The sequence below is a fragment of the Streptomyces sp. NPDC041122 genome, from assembly GCF_055592445.1.
The window spans coordinates 252350-268841 of record NZ_JBVIYQ010000004.1; the positions used below are offsets into that span (position 1 = coordinate 252350).

Annotated in this window: 16 protein-coding genes; 10 read left to right on the forward strand and 6 right to left on the reverse strand. The window is 71.7% G+C overall.

Translation table 11 applies throughout. From position 1 onward, the window contains the following. Positions 1-150 precede the first annotated feature (150 nt). From ACZ6B8_RS17200 to ACZ6B8_RS17215, 4 genes are all read left to right on the forward strand, one after another. Positions 151-1038 (forward strand): Gfo/Idh/MocA family protein, encoded by an 888-nt coding sequence (locus tag ACZ6B8_RS17200; RefSeq protein WP_471083455.1) that lies wholly within the window; start codon positions 151-153, stop codon positions 1036-1038. A gap of 512 nt (positions 1039-1550) precedes the next feature. Beyond that, complete coding sequence (locus ACZ6B8_RS17205; protein ID WP_471083452.1) at positions 1551-2372, forward strand: MmyB family transcriptional regulator; 822 nt, start codon at positions 1551-1553, stop codon at positions 2370-2372. A gap of 219 nt (positions 2373-2591) precedes the next feature. Further along, entirely contained in the window at positions 2592-3632 is a 1041-nt protein-coding gene (locus ACZ6B8_RS17210; RefSeq protein WP_471083449.1) for a PhlD, read from the forward strand. Positions 3633-3685: 53 nt separating this feature from the next. Beyond that, the gene (locus ACZ6B8_RS17215) at positions 3686-4474 is read left to right on the forward strand and encodes a GNAT family N-acetyltransferase (RefSeq protein WP_471607709.1); all 789 of its coding nucleotides are present in this window, start codon (positions 3686-3688) and stop codon (positions 4472-4474) included. 31 nt (positions 4475-4505) lie between these two features. Here ACZ6B8_RS17215 and ACZ6B8_RS17220 read toward each other — a convergent pair whose 3' ends face one another. The 5 genes from ACZ6B8_RS17220 to ACZ6B8_RS17240 form a co-directional block, all read right to left on the reverse strand. Beyond that, a complete protein-coding gene (locus ACZ6B8_RS17220) occupies positions 4506-5057 on the reverse strand; it encodes an isochorismatase family protein (RefSeq protein WP_471607710.1) in 552 nt (183 codons plus the stop codon). Positions 5058-5180: 123 nt separating this feature from the next. Further along, positions 5181-6644 (reverse strand): MFS transporter, encoded by a 1464-nt coding sequence (locus tag ACZ6B8_RS17225; RefSeq protein WP_471607711.1) that lies wholly within the window; start codon positions 6642-6644, stop codon positions 5181-5183. After that, entirely contained in the window at positions 6641-7084 is a 444-nt protein-coding gene (locus ACZ6B8_RS17230) for a MarR family winged helix-turn-helix transcriptional regulator (RefSeq protein WP_471083437.1), read from the reverse strand. Before ACZ6B8_RS17230 ends, ACZ6B8_RS17225 begins: the two co-directional genes overlap by 4 nt. Positions 7085-7222: 138 nt before the next feature. Next, positions 7223-8944, reverse strand: a complete 1722-nt coding sequence (locus tag ACZ6B8_RS17235) for a chitinase (RefSeq protein WP_471607712.1) — start codon at positions 8942-8944, stop codon at positions 7223-7225. 222 nt (positions 8945-9166) lie between these two features. Next, positions 9167-10393 carry an acyl-CoA dehydrogenase family protein gene (locus tag ACZ6B8_RS17240; RefSeq protein WP_471083431.1) on the reverse strand — a complete coding sequence of 409 codons (1227 nt, stop codon included), beginning with the start codon at positions 10391-10393 and terminating at the stop codon, positions 9167-9169. 164 nt (positions 10394-10557) lie between these two features. On the opposite strand from ACZ6B8_RS17240, the gene ACZ6B8_RS17245 reads away from it, so the two are divergent. After that, positions 10558-11202, forward strand: a complete 645-nt coding sequence (locus tag ACZ6B8_RS17245) for a TetR/AcrR family transcriptional regulator (RefSeq protein ID WP_471083428.1) — start codon at positions 10558-10560, stop codon at positions 11200-11202. Positions 11203-11243: 41 nt separating this feature from the next. Here ACZ6B8_RS17245 and def read toward each other — a convergent pair whose 3' ends face one another. Next, a complete protein-coding gene (gene def / locus ACZ6B8_RS17250; protein WP_471083425.1) occupies positions 11244-11783 on the reverse strand; it encodes a peptide deformylase in 540 nt (179 codons plus the stop codon). Positions 11784-11935: 152 nt separating this feature from the next. Between def and ACZ6B8_RS17255 the strand changes: the two genes are divergently transcribed. From ACZ6B8_RS17255 to ACZ6B8_RS17275, 5 genes are all read left to right on the forward strand, one after another. Beyond that, positions 11936-13174: a MurT ligase domain-containing protein gene (locus tag ACZ6B8_RS17255; protein WP_355806916.1), complete on the forward strand. Its 1239-nt coding sequence runs from the start codon at positions 11936-11938 to the stop codon at positions 13172-13174. Between the two features lie 52 nt (positions 13175-13226). Continuing rightward, the gene (locus ACZ6B8_RS17260) at positions 13227-13955 is read left to right on the forward strand and encodes a type 1 glutamine amidotransferase (RefSeq protein WP_355806914.1); all 729 of its coding nucleotides are present in this window, start codon (positions 13227-13229) and stop codon (positions 13953-13955) included. A 190-nt stretch (positions 13956-14145) separates the two neighbouring features. Then, positions 14146-15171, forward strand: coding sequence for a 6-phosphofructokinase (locus tag ACZ6B8_RS17265; protein ID WP_471083420.1), 1026 nt, complete (start codon positions 14146-14148; stop codon positions 15169-15171). Between the two features lie 107 nt (positions 15172-15278). Next, positions 15279-16229 carry a cytochrome c oxidase assembly protein gene (locus ACZ6B8_RS17270; RefSeq protein WP_471607713.1) on the forward strand — a complete coding sequence of 317 codons (951 nt, stop codon included), beginning with the start codon at positions 15279-15281 and terminating at the stop codon, positions 16227-16229. 87 nt (positions 16230-16316) lie between these two features. Next, complete coding sequence (locus ACZ6B8_RS17275) at positions 16317-16478, forward strand: hypothetical protein (protein WP_471083414.1); 162 nt, start codon at positions 16317-16319, stop codon at positions 16476-16478. The last annotated feature ends 14 nt before the right edge of the window (positions 16479-16492 follow it).

Below are 16492 nucleotides of genomic sequence, written 5' to 3' on the forward strand. Positions count from 1 at the left end.
GGTGGAGGACCGCGGATTCACGCCTCGCCGCGGGCCTCGGGGCGGCGGCAGGCGGCCCGGGTGGCGCGTCGTCGCCGTCCGCTGCCGCCTCGGGCGGAACGGCCTCCACCGGGGAGGCCGTCACGCACGGGGTCGGTCATACTGCCGCCCATGAACCGACTCCGTATCGGCCTGGTGGGCACGGGTCCCTGGGCCGCCGCGACATACGCCCCCGCGCTGGCCCGGCATCCCGGCGTCGACCTCGGCGGCATCTGGGGCCGCCGCCCCGAGGCCGCCGCCGAGCTCGCCGACGCCCATGGAACCAGGGCCTGTTCGGACGTGGACGAGTTGTTCGCCGCATGTGACGCCGTGGCGTTCGCGGTGCCGCCCGACGTCCAGGCGCCGCTCGCCGCGCGGGCCGCGGCGGCCGGCTGTCATCTCCTGCTCGACAAACCGCTGGCCACCACTGTGGACGGGGCCCGGGATCTCGCGGCGGCGGTCGAGCGCGCCCAAGTGGCGTCCGTGGTCTTCTTCACGCTGCGCTTCGCCGCCGTCAGCTCGGCCTGGGTGACCGAACAGGCCGCCGTCGGCGGCTGGTTCACCGGCCGGGCCGACTGGTACGGCAGCTTCTACGCGTCCGACGGCGACGCCCCGTACTCCTCACCGTGGCGCGCGAGCCGGGGCGGGCTGTGGGACGTGGGGCCGCACGCGCTGTCGATGCTGCTTCCCGTGCTCGGCGATGTGACGGCCGTGACGGCGGCGCCCGGCCCCCGGGACACCGTCCATCTGATCCTGCGGCACGCGAGTGGGGCGTCCAGCACGGCGGCACTCAGTCTCACCGCGCCCGCCAAATGTGCCGGGCTGACCGTCGAACTGCGCGGCGAGAGCGGGACGGTGACGCTGCCGGAAGGGGAGGAGGCCGGGGACGCGATCCGGACGGCGGTCGACGAACTCGTCGCGTGCGCGAGCAGCGGCAGGGCGCATCCGTGCGATGTGCGGTTCGGGTTGCGGGTCACGGAAATCCTGGCGCAGGCGGAGGAGTCCCTCACGGCCACGTGAACGCGTGAACACGTGATCTTTCAGACACCGCAGTGATCTCTCACGGCTCCGAACGACCGCTCCGGGGGCGCCACTTCGAGAGCGCCGGGCACAACCACGGGCGGTCGGTACCGTGGCCGCTACGTAATGGCGAGTGACGGCACCGACCGCAGCCGGTGGCCCTATCAAACCGGCGCGGGAAGAAGATCCGCGCGGTCCCGGACTGTTCCGATTCCGTCCACGCAGACCGGAATACGAACAGTTGTCCCACGCGCTTCCCGCGTCGACCCCATAGGCCCAGGGGGTACCCAATGCCGGGGAATTTCAGCCATTCTCGAGCTCCCCGGACAAGATGCCCCGCTGTTGTGCACGGGTGCCCGCCGACGATCAAACCTGCAGGTCGGTGACCCCGCACGCTCCATCATGCCTGAGCAACTGATCGTTTTCTTCGGGCAATGTTTATTACCAAAGCCGATGTGAATATTTAGACTGATCACGCTCCAACTCGGCGTGCACCAAGGGGATTACCCACCATGAACAAGTCGGCGCTCCGCGCTCTGCTCCGCGAACGACGCGCCCTCATAGCCCCCGAATCGCACGGCTTCGCCCGCCCGACGGGTCAGGGCCGGCGCGCCCCCGGCCTGTCCCAGCACCAGGTCGACCAGCTCCTCCACCGCACGTTCGGGACCTACCACCGGCTGGAATCCGGCAACTACCCCAACCCTCCGGCCTCACTTCTCCGCGATGTCGCCCGGCTGTTCGGGCTCAACGAACAGGAGTGGGTCTCCCTCTGCCGCTACGCGCTGCTCCAGGACCCGCCGGGGCCGCTGCACCTCTCCTCCGGCAAGGAGGTGCCCGGCGTCTGGCAGGAGGCGGTCGACGGCATCGGACACATGGCGTACGTGACGGACGCGTCCTGGGAGATGCTCGCCTGCAACGCGGCGTTCGCGGGCATGTTCCCGAACGGCAGAGTGCCGGGCAACACCCTGCGCTGGATGCTCCTCGACCCGAGCGGCCGCGAGACCCTGATGGACTGGCGCACGGCCTGGGCCCCGATGATCCTGCCGCAGCTGCGCGCCGCCCTGGCCACCCGGCCGGACGACGACATCCTGCGGCAGATCGAGAAGGAGGTCCTCGCCGATCCGGAGATCGCGGACCTGTACGCCGCCGGCAACGCGCATCCGCACCCCGACGGGGACGAGCGCCCCCTGCTGCACGCCCTGGAGGGTCCCGGCTGGGTCACCATGTGCGCGGCGCAGCCCATGACGGCGCCCGGCTCCCGGCTGATGATCCTCGTCTTCCACGCCGGGACGCGGCGCAGCACCACACAGGCGCCGACCCTCCGCTCGGAGTGAGTGCCGCCCCCTCCCGCCCGAACACGGCACACAACACCCCGCCACCTGACACCTCACCTCACCTCACCGCACAAACTTTCGACAGGGCCGTGCCCGCCGGGCCCCTGGCACGTCCGTCGAGCCGGACCGCAGCCCTCCGGATCTCGACAGGGCACTCGCCGCACAGTGCAGTACGTTGGCCACAGCCGACCTTTTGCACATCTCCGGGGAGGCCACCCCGTGACTGCTCACATACTCAGGCCCCACACCGTCGTCGGTGACCACAAGGTCACGACGGCCGAGATCGCCGACGACGTGAGCGCGCACCACGCCGACCATCCGCGCCTGCGTGCCCTGCTCCGCGTCATCGGCAACAGCGGAGTGCAGACCCGCTACTTCACCCGGCCCCTCGACTCCCCCACGGTGTCCGGGACCACCGACGTCGGCGAGCGCGTGCGCACCGCCTTCGCCGACTCGCTCGCCATGGCCGAGCGTGCCGCCGTATCGGCCCTGGACGCGGCGGGGCTCGCCCCGTCGGACATCGACGCGCTCGTCACCACGCACACCACCAGCTGGACCGTCCCCAATCTGGACGTCCATCTGGTGTCCCGGCTCGGCCTGCGTCCGGACGTGCGCCGCGTCGCGCTCAGTACGGTGGCGTGCCCGGGCGGCACTCAGGCCCTCATCCGCGCCGCCGACCTCCTCGCGGCGCGGCCGGGCAGCAGGGTCCTCGTGGTGGCCGCCGAGGTGCTCTCCAGCATCTACCACCACAGCGACACCGGCATCGAGTCGATGATCTACAAGGCCCTGTTCGGCGACGCGGCGGCCGCGACGGTCGTCGCCGACACCCGGCTGGGGCCGGGGCTCGCCGTCGACGACACCTTCGAGTACGTGCTCCCGGACAGCCTGGAGCGCCAGCGTGGCCGGATGGCCACGGACGGCATCCACTTCGATTCAACGAAACAGGTGCTGGCGGCGGTCACCGACGTGATGCCCCGCCTGCTGGAGTGGCTCGGCCCGCGACAGCTGGACTTCGCCGTGCTCCACCCCGGCAGCCCGCGCATCATCGCCGACACGGTCGCGGCCCTGCGCCTGGACGAGCACGCGGCACGGCACACCACGGACACGCTCAGCCACGAGGGGAATCTCGGCGGTGTCAGCATCCTGCGGGTCCTCGAACGGACCCACGCGGATCCGCCGGCGGACGGCGCGGAGGGCGCCGCCATCGCGTTCGGCCCCGGCTTCGCGGCCGCGGCGCTGCGGTGCCGCTGGCAGAGCTAGCCCGCTCCCGAAATCCGATTGCCCGCGCCCCGCCGCCCTGCTGAGGTGACCCCATGGATCACACGGCGGCGCTGGCCGCGTACGACCGGCAGATGCGCCAGGGCGCACCGGGCGAGGGCGACGGGACGCGGATCGAGCGCGTCGACGGTGTCGTACGGGCGACGGGGGCGGCGCACGACTGGAACGGCGTCCTGTGGGCCGACATCGACGCGGCGACGGCCGACGCCGCGATCGCGGCGCAGGTGCGCCACTTCACCGACACGGGAAGGGAGTTCGAGTGGAAGCTGCACTCCTACGACCGTCCCGCGGACCTCGCCCAGCGGCTCGTCGCCGCCGGGTTCGAGGCCGAGCCGCCGGAGACGCTCATGGTCGCCGAGGCCGACGCCCTGCCCCCGGGCCCCGGCCTCCCCAACGGCATCCGGCTGCTCCCGGTGACGGACGCGGCGGGCGCGCGGCTCATGGCCGAGGCGCACCTGGCCGCCTTCGGAGCGGACGACGCCGCCCTCAGCGAGCGGCTCGCCCGGCGCGTGCTCGACCGGCTCGCCCACGCACCGGACGAGATCGTCGCGGTCGTCGCCATGGCCGGTGACCTGCCGGTGTGCGGCGCACGGATGGAGCTCCGCCCGGGCACGGACTTCGCCGGCCTCTGGGGCGGCGGCACCGACCCGCGCTGGCGCGGCAAGGGCATCTACCGCGCGATGGTCGCCCACCGCGCCCGGATCGCCGTCGAGCGCGGTTACCGCTACCTCCAGGTGGACGCCTCGGACGACAGCCGCCCCATCCTGGACCGACTCGGCTTCGCCACGCTCTGCACCACCACGCCGTACGTGTACCGGCCGTAGCCGCCGCGCCCGGCACGCCGGTCTCCCGGCCTCAGCCGAGCAGCTTGACGATGGCCTCCGCCGTGTCCGTCTCGCCGAGCCGAGGGAAGATCTTCTCCACGCTGTTGCGGTGGGCGTCGGCGTCCATGTCGGTCACGGCGTCGACGGCCACGGTGACGTGGTAGCCGTGCTCGTGCGCCGCGCGGGCCGTGGACTCCACGCCGATGCTGGTGGCGATGCCGGTGACGACGACCTGGGTGACGCCGCGGCGGCGCAGCTGCAGGTCCAGGTCGGTGCCGTAGAACGCGCCCCACTGCTGCTTGGTGACGACGATGTCACCGTCCGTGCGCCCCAGTTCGGGCACCAGCTCCGCCCAGTCCGCGGGCACGTCACCCGCGCGCGCCGGGGTCTCGGTGCGGCCCGGGGCGCCGCCCGTCACGCGGACCAGGACCACGGGCAGGCCACGCGCACGGAAGGCGTCGGCCAACGCGGCGGACCGTTCGACGATCTGCTGCGCGGGGTGGGCCGTCGGCAGTGCGGTGATGCCCTTCTGGAGGTCGACGACGACGAGGGCTGTGGAGGGGTCAAGGACGGTGGCGGTCATGGGGAGTTGCCTTTCGTTGGTGCTGTTTCTCCGGCTCGCTGCTGTGTTGCCGGATGGGGTTCTGGTCTTTGGCCTCTTGTGTGAACTGCCCTCATCGGGACGGAGGTTGGGAAGTGCATCCGGTCAAGGGGATGTCCGGGTCCGGCTCGTGCGGGACCGAAGTGCCCGGTCCGCCACGGTCAGGACGATCAAGGCCAGGGCCAGGACGCCGCCGACGGCGCCCATGAGGTGGAGCCCGCCGTCGTCGGCCCGCTGCCCGTAGGCGAGGCCGATCAGGCCGGAGGCCGTGATGGCGCCGAGGTACTGGGCGGTGCGCTGGAGTCCGGCCGCGGCGCCGATCGCGTCGGCAGGCGCGTACTGCTGCACGGCCGCCTGGTTGGCGGTGCCCATGAGCCCCTGCGGAACACCGAAACAGGCGCCGGTCAGGAGCAGTACGGCGAGCGGCGTGGAGCCCGACGTGCAGAGCAGCAGCGCGCTCCCCGCCGTCAGCAGCACCGCGGCCACGGTGAGCGGCGCCCGGATGCCCTTCGTCCGCGCCCCGATCAGCGAACAGGCCAGCGCGGCAAGGGACATGGGCAGCATCACGAATCCGGTGTGCAGCGACGAGTAGCCGCGCTCCTCCTCCAGCCACTGGGTGAAGCCGTACAGCACGCAGTACACGACGAGGTAGCTGAGCCCGTGCCGCAGATAGGTGCGGGCGAGCGCGCGGTTGGCGCCCAGCATGCGCAGGTCGATGAAGGGGCTCGGGTGGCGCAACTGCCACCAGGTGAGCACGGCCGACAGCACGACGGCGGGGGCGAGCAGCCACCACAGCGGGTGGCGCAGGTCGAGGAGGAGGACGACCGGGCAGCAGAGCGCTCCGGTGAAGAGCAGTATGCCGAGCGGATCGAGCCCGCCGGCCCGGCCACCGCCTCCGCGCCACCGGCCGGCCGCACCCTCTTCCGGCCTTCCCCGGACCTGGCTGCCCGCACGCGGCGGGTCGCTCGGAATCCAGCGCAGGGCGCTGCCGTACGCGAGCAGCGCGACCGGCACGTTGACGGCGAAGATGCCGCGCCAGCCCGCGGTCGCGACGAGGAGGCCGCCGAGCGTCGGCCCGACCGCCGCGCTGCCGAGCGCGGCGAACGAGAGCCGGCCGAGGACGGTACGCGGGGTGGGGCGCCCGAGCCGTACGGACTCGGCGCGCAGGACGGCCATCGCCGCCGGGTACGCGGCCGACGTCCCGACGCCGAGCAGCAGCCTGGAGACGAGCAGCCAGCCGAAGCCGGGAGCGAGCGCCCCGACGAGACCGGACGCGACGACGACCACGAGGCCGCCGAGGAAGACCCTGCGCGGGCCGACGCTGTCGGCGAGCCTGCCGAGGACGGGCTGGCCGACGGCGCTCGCCAGGTAGAGCACGGAGACGAGCCAGGCGGTGTCGGAGGCGCCCACGCCGAAGTCGTGGCCGATCGCCACCAGGCCGGTGGAGATCATCGTGGTGTTGAGCGGGTTGAGCAGGGAGCCGAGGAGCAGAGGCGCGGTGAGCCGCGCGCCGAAGCCGGGCCGCTCCCGCGCCGCCGGGTCCGCCCGTGCGGGCGATGTGGCTCTCACTTGCGCACCAGTCGCTCCAGGAGCTCGACGGCGTCCGCCAGTTGGCGCCGCTCGGCCGGGTCGAGCTCCTCGGCGACGGCCACCGACAGCCAGTTCTGCTTGGCGGCGCGCGCGTCGCCGAGCGTGCGGCGGCCCTCGTCGGTCAGGGAGAGGACGGACTGCCGGCCGTCGTCGGGGTCGGGGGTCCGCTCGACGAGCGCCAGGGACTCCAGGGCGCCCACGGTCATCCGCATCGACTGGGGTCGTACGAACTCGGCCCGCGCGAGGCCGGCGGTGGTCGCCGGGCCCTCGCGATCGAGCCGGGAGAGCACGGACCGCTGCGTGGGACTGAGGCCGCTCCCGGGCGACGCGCCGCGCAGCCTGCGCACGAAGCGCCCGACGACGTTCGTGAGGTCGGCGGCGACTTGCTCCGGCGTCGGATCGTCCAGGTGCTCGGTCATGTCGGCAAGCCTACGATTCAGACAGGCAAACTTGCAAGCTTACCTGTCGACCTGGTGGCGCCCTCCCCAGTCGGCGCCGTGCGGCACGAGGAACGGGCGGGCCCACACGCGGCCCGCCCGTTCCTCCGCGGAATGTCGTTACGGGAGGCCGTGCACCTTCGGCCCGACGGAGCCCGACCACACGCCGCCCGCCGTCGCGTCCCAGTTCGTGGACCACGTCATGGCCCCACGGAGGCCGGGGTACGTCTTCGAGGGCTTGAACGAGCCGCAGCCGGTGCCGCGGGTGAGGCAGTCGAGAGCGTTGTTCACGACCGACGGCGTCACGTAGCCGCTGCCGGCGGCGCGTGTCGACGCGGGTACGCCCAGCCCCACCTGTGACGGATCGAGGCCGCCTTCCAGCTGGATGCAGGCGAGCGCGGTGAGGAAGTCGACGCTGCCCTGGCTGTAGACCTTGCCGTCGCAGCCGAGCATCGAACCGCTGTTGTAGTACTGCATGTTGACGACGGTGAGGATGTCCTTCACGTTCAGCGCCGTCCGGAAGTACCCGCCGGACGTGGACTGCATGTCGATGGTCTGCGGCGCCATCGTGAGGACCAGCTTCGGGCCCGCCTTCGCGGCGAGCTGGCGCAGCGCCTTCGTCATGTAGGTCGGGTTGAGGCCGTTCTCCAGGTCGATGTCGACGCCGTCGAAGCCGTACTCCTGCATCAGCGCGTAGGCGCTGTTCGCGAACGCCGTGGCGGAGGCGTCACTGTTGACCGAGACGCTGCCCTTCTCGCCGCCGACCGAGAGGATCACGGACTTGCCCGCGGCGCGCTTCGCGGCGATGTCCGCCTTGAAGTCGGCGGGCGAGGCGTAGCCCACGGCCGGGTCCAGGGTGAAGGCGATCTGGCCGGGCGTGGAGGTGGCGTCGGCGAAGGAGACCGCGATGATGTCGTACTGCGCCGACACGTCCCGCAGCTTCTGCACGGTCGCGCCGTTGTCGAAGTTCTGCCAGTAGCCGGTCAGGGCGTGCTTCGGCACCGGACCGCCGTCTCCGCCGCCGCCCTTCGCGGTCCGCGCGGACACCGCCGCCGACTTCGCCGACTCACCCGCCGCGTTCACGGCGCTCACCTGGAAGCTGTAGGCGGTGTCCGGCGCGAGGCCGGTGGCGGTCGTGGAGGCGCCGCCGACCGAGGCGACCTTCGTGCCGTCGCGGTAGACGGTGTACCCGGTGGCCGTGGCGACCGGGGTCCAGGACAGGTCCACCGACGACGAGGTCGTCCCGCCCGCCGCGAGGCCGGCCGGGACAGCAGGTATCTCCACCGGGTCGGTGCCGCCGCCCCCGTCGGGCCCGAGGACGCTGACATCGTCCACGTAGTACGCGCTCTGCCCGTACCAGCCGTGCGTGTACACGGTGACGGACGTGGTGTTCGCCCCCGTGGTGAAGCTGGTGGAGAGCTGCTGCCAGGAGGAGTTGCCGGGCGTCCAAGTCGACACATCGGTGGTCCCGGTGCCGCGGGCGCCGAGGTAGGCGTAGCTGCCCTGAACCCAACTGCTCAGCTTGTACAAGGAGTTGGGCTTCACGGCGACGACCTGGGAACACTCTGCGGTGTCCTGGCCCGACGGCGTGGCCTTGAGGGCCTTCGCGCCGCCGCGCACGGGAGAGGAGACGGCGGCGCCGCTGCCTGCGGTGCAGGTCCAGTTGCTCAGACCCGCCTCGAACCCGGCGTTCTTGGCGACATTGACATCCGCCGCGGCGGCGTCCGCCGACTGCGCGGGTGCGGCGAGCGCGGTGACGGCGAGCGCGGCGGCCGCACCGGCGCCGATCACCGCGCCGATTCTCCGGCGAATGCCGGAGCGGCCCTGACGTACACGGTCCACGGATTACCCCCAGGGAGAGGTGAAGGACGGAAGTGAACGACGGTGGCCACCGCTACTGCGGGCAAAGCTGGTCCAGACCAATCGAGTTGTCAAGGTCTCCGGAGAGACGAATCCGCCGCGCAGTCACGGCTCCCGGTGCGCAACCACACGGGAGCCCGCCCCCGAATCGGGGACGGGCTCCCACGGAACGTCCGGCTCCGCAGTGCGCGCTGGGCGCTGCCGCTAGCGGATCGGCATCCCCGACAGCGTCCGCGCGATGACCAGGCGCTGGATCTCGCTGGTGCCCTCGAAGATCGTGTAGATCGCGGCGTCGCGGTGCATCCGCTCCACCGGGTACTCGCGGGTGAAGCCGTTGCCGCCGAGGATCTGCACGGCCTGCGCGGTGACCTTCTTGGCGACCTCGCTCGCGTACAGCTTCGACATGGAGCCCTCGGCCGACTCGAACTTCTTGCCGGTGGTGGCCATCCAGGAGGCGCGCCACACCAGGAGACGGGCCGCGTCGATCTGGGTGCGCATGTCGGCGAGCTGGAAGGCGACGCCCTGGTTGTCGATGATCGGCCGGCCGAACTGCGTACGCGTTTTGGCGTACTCCAGAGCCTCCTCGTACGCGGCACGGGCGGTACCCACCGCCATGGCGCCGACCGCCGGGCGGGAGGCCTCGAAGGTGGCCATCGCGGCGTTCTTCACCCGCTCGCCGCCCGCCTTGGCGCGCTCCCGGGCGCGGGCCAGGCGCTCGTCCAGCTTCTCCTTGCCACCGAGCAGACAGTGGCCGGGGACGCGCACGTCCTCCAGGACGACCTCGGCGGTGTGCGAGGCGCGGATGCCGTGCTTCTTGAACTTCTGCCCCTGGGCCAGGCCGGGGGTGTTCGGCGGGACGATGAAGGAGGCGTGCCCCTTCGAGCCGAGCTCCGGGTCGACCACCGCGACGACCACGTGGACGTTGGCGATACCGCCGTTGGTCGCCCAGGTCTTCGTGCCGTTGAGGACCCACTCGTCCTTGGCCTCGTCGTAGACGGCGCGGGTCCGCATGGCCGCCACGTCGGATCCGGCGTCGGGCTCGGAGGAGCAGAAGGCGGCGACCTTCACGTCGTTCACGTCGCCGTACATCTGCGGGATCCAGGTGCCGATCTGCTCCTCGGTGCCGTTGGCGAGGACGCCGACGGCGGCCAGACCCGTGCCCATGATGGACAGGCCGATACCGGCATCGCCCCAGAAGATCTCCTCGGTCGCCATCGGGATGCCGAGGCCCGAGGGGTCGAAGAACTGCTGGGCGTAGAAATCGAGCGAGTAGATCCCTATCTTCGCGGCTTCCTGGATGATGGGCCACGGGGTCTCTTCGCGCTCGTCCCACTCGGCGGCCGCGGGGCGGATCACATCGGCGGCGAACCCGTGGAGCCAGTCCCGGACCTCCTTCTGTTCGTCGTTGAGTTCCATGGTGAACTCGGCCATGACCCCTCCAGGACCTGCGATCAGCTGCGACGTTACTTGCGGTAACCGCAGTGTGTTACCGGCCAGTAGTCCATGTCAACTCCCGGCAGCCCGTTCGATGGGCACCCGCCGGCGGGTGTTACGTTGCGCGTGCGTCACCGATTCAGCACGGGCGGGGAGAAACGATGGAGACCACGCAGCGGACCGAACAGCAGCGGTCCGCGGAGCACCGACGGCGCGAGCTGCTCGAGGCCGCCGACCGGGTGGTGCTCCGCGACGGCCCCGGCGCCTCGATGAACGCCATCGCCGCCGAGGCGGGCATCACCAAGCCGATCCTCTACCGCCACTTCGGCGACAAGGGCGGCCTGTACGCGGCGCTCGCCAAACGGCACACGGACGCCCTCCTCGAAGCCCTGCGCGCCGCGCTCGACGCACCCGCCGAGCGCAGGGAACGCGTCGAGGCCACCCTCGACACCTACCTCGCGGCCATCGAGGCCCGTCCCCAGGTCTACCGCTTCCTGATGCATCCGTCGGAGGCCCCCTCCCCCGGCGAGCAGGGCTTCGACGTCGGACTGCACTCCGCCCCGCTGCTGCGCCGGCTCGGCGAGGAGCTCGCCGAAGTCATCGAGGAGCGCGTCGACCTCGGCCCGGAGAGCGCCGAGCTCGCCCGGGTGTGGGGACACGGCATCGTCGGCATGATGCACGCGGCCGGCGACTGGTGGCTCGGCGAACGGCCGTGCCCGCGCGCCCAGTTGGTGCGCAGCCTCGCCGACCTGCTGTGGGGCCGGCTCGCCGCGGCCGGCAACCGCGTCGGCGGCCCCGGCTTCTGACGTCCGGGAGCGGGCGCCGGGCCCGGCCCGGGAGGCCGGCGTCAGGAGTTCCAGGAGGCCTTGGCGGCGGCCCGCAGCACCCTGCGGCGCCGCCAGCCCGTGACGTGGTCGGTGTAGACACCGCCGTCCAAGTGGTCGCACTCGTGCTGAAGACAGCGCGCGAACCAGCCCGTGCCGTGCACCCGTACGGGCTCCCCGTGCAGGTCGACCCCCTCGACCACGGCGTGGTCGAAACGCGGTGTGCCGGCCTCCAGACCGGGCAGCGAGAGACAGCCCTCCGGGCCGCGCACCGTCACACCGTCCGCCTCCACGAGCCGGGCGTTCACCACGTGCCCGAGATGGCGGACGTCCTCGTCGTCCGGGCAGTCGTACACGAAGACCCGCAGGCCCACGCCGATCTGGTTCGCGGCGAGCCCCACCCCCCGGGCGGCGTACATCGTGGCGAACATGTCCTCGACGAGCCGCGCCAGTTCGGGACCGAAGTCGGTGACCTCCGCACAGGGCGCGTGCAGCACGGGGTCACCGAGCAGGGTCAGAGGTCGTACGCGCCCCGAGGCGCCCGGGATCGTGCCGTGTCGCATGGCGGCAAGAGTACGGTCCGTGGGTAGGAGCGGCACCGGCGAGGTGCCGAGGTGGTGCCGTGATTCGGGCTTGCCAGTGGATCTCGATAGGCTGAGCAGCGAATCGATGCCGGGGGCAGGCGCGGCGCCGTACGCAAGGAGGATCTCGACAGATGTCAGGCAACACGGACCCGCTGTCGCCGCGGGCCAAGCTGGCCGTGACGGCGGGCAAGGCGGCCGCGGCGGTGTCACGCGCGGCAGGCCGCGGCAGCGGATCGGTGATCGGCGGCAAGGTCGCGCTCAGGCTCGACCCCGAACTGCTCGGACGGCTCGCCACACACCTGGACGTGGTCCTCGTGTCGGCCACCAACGGCAAGACGACCACCACGCGACTGATCGCCGAGGCGCTGCGCGCCAGCGGCCCGGTGGTGTCGAACGCGCTGGGCGCCAACATGCCCGCCGGAATCACCTCCGCCCTCGCGGGCGGTTCGGACGCGCGGTTCGGCGTGATCGAGGTCGACGAGAAGTACCTCGCGGGCGTCGCCCGTGACGTCGACCCCAAGGCGATCGCGCTGCTGAACCTCTCGCGCGACCAGCTCGACCGCGCCGCGGAGACCCGCATGCTCGCCGAGCACTGGCGCGAGGGCCTCGCCGGTTCCAAGGCCGTGGTCATCGCCAACGCCGACGACCCGCTGGTCGTCTGGGCGGCCTCCTCGTCGCCGAACGTGGTGTGGGTGGCGGCCGGCCAGGAGTGGAAGGACGACGCCTGGTCGTGCCCCTCCTGTGGTGGCGTCATGCAGCGCCCCGGGGACGACTGGTTCTGCGGCGAGTGCGGTTTCCGCCGCCCCGCGCCCAGCTGGGTGCTCTCCGGCGACCACGTCCTGGACCCGCACGGCTCGGCCTGGCCGATCCATCTGCAGCTGCCGGGCCGGGCGAACAAGGCCAACGCCGCCTCCTCGGCGGCCGTCGCCGCCGTGTTCGGCGTGCCGCCGCAGGTCGCCCTGGAGCGCATGTACCAGGTGCAGGCCGTCGCCGGCCGCTACGACGTCGTGCAGTTCCAGGGCCGCGACCTGCGCCTGCTGCTCGCGAAGAACCCCGCGGGCTGGCTCGAAACGTTTTCGCTGATCGACCCGCCGCCGACCCCGGTGATCCTCTCGGTGAACGCGCGCGGCGCCGACGGCACCGACACCTCCTGGCTGTGGGACGTCGACTACACGCGCCTCGCCGGTCACCCGATCTTCGTGCTCGGCGACCGCAAGCTGGACCTCGCCGTGCGCCTGGAGGTCGCGAACCTGGACTTCCGGGTCTGCGAGAGCCTCGACGAGGCGGTGCAGCTCGCCCCGCCCGGACGCATCGAGACCATCGCCAACTACACCGCGTTCCAGGACCTGCGCCGTCGCGTCGGCAACTGACCCACCGGCCCCCTTTACCGGCCCCTCAAGAATTTCGTAGGGACGAATGAGCATGAGCGACAACAGCCTGCGGCTGGTGTGGGTCTACCCCGACCTGCTGAGCACGTACGGAGACCAGGGCAACGCCCTGGTCGTGGAGCGCCGCGCCCACCAGCGCGGCCTCCAGGTCGAGCGCTACGACGTGCGCAGCGACCAGCCGGTGCCCACCTCCGGCGACATCTACCTGATCGGCGGCGGCGAGGACCGCCCCCAGCGCCTCGCGGCCGAGCGGCTGCGCCGCGACGGCGGCCTGCAGCGGGCGGTGGGCAACGGCGCGATCGTCTTCTCCGTCTGCGCCGGCTACCAGATCCTCGGCAACGAGTTCATCAACGACCTCGGCCAGCGCGAGCCGGGTCTCGGCCTGCTCGACGTGGTCTCCACCCGCGGCGAGGGCGACCGGTGCGTCGGCGACGTCCTCGGCGACATCGACCCGCAGCTGGGCCTGCCTCCGCTGACCGGTTTCGAGAACCACCAGGGCATCACGCACATCGGCCCGTCCGCGCGTCCCTTCGCCCGCGTCACGCTCGGCCGGGGCAACGGCACGGGCGACGGCACCGAGGGCGCGTACAACGGCACCGTCTTCGGTACGTACATGCACGGTCCCGTCCTCGCCCGCAACCCGCTCATCGCGGACCTGCTCCTGAAGCTGGCCCTCGACGTGAACGCGCTGCCGCCCACGGACGACCGCTGGTACGAGGCGCTGCGCAACGAGCGCATCGCGGCCGCCCAGCAGCCCGCCTGACCCCGGAAGAACAACCCGCGCGACACGCGGGAGGAGAGCCCGCTTGACGCCCCGCCCGCACATGTGAGCGGGGCAGTCCAGCCCTCGGACGCCCGATGCCGCCCCGCCCCCCGGCGCCTATAGGGTGGCGGGGATCCAGCCGGACGACGTGGTCCGGTCATCGACCCACGTTGCAAAGGTATTCCGGGCCATGCGCATTGGTGTCCTGACCTCCGGCGGCGACTGCCCCGGCCTGAACGCCGTCATCCGTTCCGTCGTGCACCGCGCGGTGGCGGACCACGGCGACGAGGTCATCGGCTTCCACGACGGCTGGAAAGGCCTCCTGGAGTGCGACTACCGCAAGCTGGACCTCGACGCGGTGGGCGGCATCCTCGCCCGCGGCGGAACGATTCTCGGCTCCTCGCGCGTGCAGCCCGCCCATCTGCGGGACGGCGTGGAGCGCGCCAAGGGCCACGTCGCCGACCTCGGCCTCGACGCGATCATCCCGATCGGCGGTGAGGGCACCCTCAAGGCGGCCCGGCTGCTCTCCGACGCGGGTCTTCCCATCGTCGGCGTGCCCAAGACGATCGACAACGACATCGCCGTCACCGACGTCACCTTCGGCTTCGACACCGCCGTGGGCGTGGCGACCGAGGCGCTCGACCGGCTGAAGACGACCGCCGAGTCCCACCAGCGCGTCCTCATCGTCGAGGTCATGGGGCGGCACACCGGCTGGATCGCCCTGCACTCGGGCATGGCCGCCGGCGCGCACGCCATCGTCGTCCCGGAGCGCCCCTTCGACATCGAGGAGCTGGCGGCGAAGGTCGGCGAACGCTTCTCCGCCGGCAAGAAGTTCGCGATCGTCGTCGCCGCCGAGGGCGCGAAGCCCCGCGCCGGCTCCATGGAGTTCGACGAGGGCGGCAAGGACGTCTACGGCCACGAGCGGTTCGCCGGCATCGCCCGCCAGCTCTCCCTCGAACTGGAACAGCGCCTGGGCAAGGAGGCGCGGCCGGTGATCCTCGGCCACGTCCAGCGCGGCGGCACCCCCACCGCGTACGACCGCGTCCTCGCCACCCGCTTCGGCTGGCACGCCGTGGAGGCCGTGCACCGCGGCGAGTTCGGCAGGATGACGGCGCTGCGCGGCACGGACATCACGATGGTGTCGCTGGCGGAGGCCGTCGAGACCCTGAAGACCGTGCCCGACGAGCGGTACGCGGAAGCGGAGTGCGTGCTCTAGGTCCGGCCCCGTCGTCTTACTCGCCCCCGGTCGTGTCAGCGGCCGGGGGCAGTTCTACTCTGGTGCCGTCACACGTCGCACAATCCGCACGAATCAGGAGCCACTGGATGGATCACAGCGGGCACGGCATGAACATGGATCTGCCGCCGTTCACGCTGGGGCGAGGCCTGGAACTGTCGGCCGACCCCTTCTTCCTCATCGGCTGCCTGGTGGCCCTCGCCCTGTACGGGTGGGGCGTGGCCCGGCTCGTGCGGCGCGGCGACAAGTGGCCGGTCGGCCGCACGATCGCGTTCGTGAGCGGCATCCTCACGGTGCTGCTCGTGATGTGCACCAAGCTCAACGACTACGGCATGGTCATGTTCAGCGTGCACATGTCCCAGCACATGGTGATCAGCATGCTCTCGCCGATCCTGCTGCTGCTCGGCGCACCGATCACCTTGGCGCTGCGGGCCCTGCCGGTGGCGGCGCGCGGCAGCAAGGGCCCGCGCGAGTGGCTGCTGTGGCTGCTGCACAGCCGGTACATCAAGATCATCACGCACCCCGCGTTCACCATCCCGCTCTTCATCGCGAGCCTGTACGCGCTGTACTTCACACCGCTCTTCGACACCCTGATGGGCTCCAGGGCGGGCCACATCGCGATGATGGTGCACTTCCTCGCCGTCGGCCTGGTCTTCTTCTGGCCGATCATGGGCGTCGACCCGGGCCCGCACCGCCCCGGCTACGTGATGCGCATGCTGGAGCTCTTCGCCGGCATGCCGTTCCACGCGTTCTTCGGCATCGCGCTGATGATGGCCACCCAGCCGATGATCGGCACCTACATGCACCCGCCCGCCTCGCTGGGCATCGACGCGCTCGCCGACCAGGAGGCCGCGGGCGGCATCGCCTGGGCCTTCAGCGAGATCCCGTCCGTGGTGGTCCTGGTCGCCCTGCTCTTCCAGTGGCGCAAGTCCGAGGACCGCGAGGCGCGGCGCAAGGACCGTGCCGCGGACCGCGACGGTGACAAGGAGCTGGAGGCGTACAACGCCTACCTGGCCTCACTGGCCTCTCGCGGACGCTAGCGCCGAAGGGTCCTTCGGGGTGACGATGGCCTGAGGACCGAGGTCTCGGCGCACGGGCGCCGCAGACCGCCGGGAGGAGGCTGAGCGATGCCCAGTTCCACGCAGACCATGGGTGGGTTCACCATCGGAGGGCTGGTCATGGTGACGGCCTACACGGTGGCCCTCGGAAGCAACGGCTGGCTCTGGTTCGGCTGGGTGGTGGTCGGGCTGATCACGCTGGCGATGGTCCTGTCCCGCGGGACGCCCTGAGGCCCGGGCGACCC

Bases quoted from the DNA above. Each gene is read 5' to 3' on its own strand.
- ACZ6B8_RS17200 (WP_471083455.1), top strand. From the start codon at position 151: ATGAACCGACTCCGTATCGGCCTGGTGGGCACGGGTCCCTGGGCCGCC.
- ACZ6B8_RS17205 (WP_471083452.1), top strand. From the start codon at position 1,551: ATGAACAAGTCGGCGCTCCGCGCTCTGCTCCGCGAACGACGCGCCCTC.
- ACZ6B8_RS17215 (WP_471607709.1), top strand. From the start codon at position 3,686: ATGGATCACACGGCGGCGCTGGCCGCGTACGACCGGCAGATGCGCCAG.
- ACZ6B8_RS17220 (WP_471607710.1), bottom strand. From the start codon at position 5,057: ATGACCGCCACCGTCCTTGACCCCTCCACAGCCCTCGTCGTCGTCGAC.
- ACZ6B8_RS17230 (WP_471083437.1), bottom strand. From the start codon at position 7,084: ATGACCGAGCACCTGGACGATCCGACGCCGGAGCAAGTCGCCGCCGAC.
- ACZ6B8_RS17240 (WP_471083431.1), bottom strand. From the start codon at position 10,393: ATGGCCGAGTTCACCATGGAACTCAACGACGAACAGAAGGAGGTCCGG.
- ACZ6B8_RS17245 (WP_471083428.1), top strand. From the start codon at position 10,558: ATGGAGACCACGCAGCGGACCGAACAGCAGCGGTCCGCGGAGCACCGA.
- def (WP_471083425.1), bottom strand. From the start codon at position 11,783: ATGCGACACGGCACGATCCCGGGCGCCTCGGGGCGCGTACGACCTCTG.
- ACZ6B8_RS17255 (WP_355806916.1), top strand. From the start codon at position 11,936: ATGTCAGGCAACACGGACCCGCTGTCGCCGCGGGCCAAGCTGGCCGTG.
- ACZ6B8_RS17260 (WP_355806914.1), top strand. From the start codon at position 13,227: ATGAGCGACAACAGCCTGCGGCTGGTGTGGGTCTACCCCGACCTGCTG.
- ACZ6B8_RS17265 (WP_471083420.1), top strand. From the start codon at position 14,146: ATGCGCATTGGTGTCCTGACCTCCGGCGGCGACTGCCCCGGCCTGAAC.
- ACZ6B8_RS17270 (WP_471607713.1), top strand. From the start codon at position 15,279: ATGGATCACAGCGGGCACGGCATGAACATGGATCTGCCGCCGTTCACG.
- ACZ6B8_RS17275 (WP_471083414.1), top strand. From the start codon at position 16,317: ATGCCCAGTTCCACGCAGACCATGGGTGGGTTCACCATCGGAGGGCTG.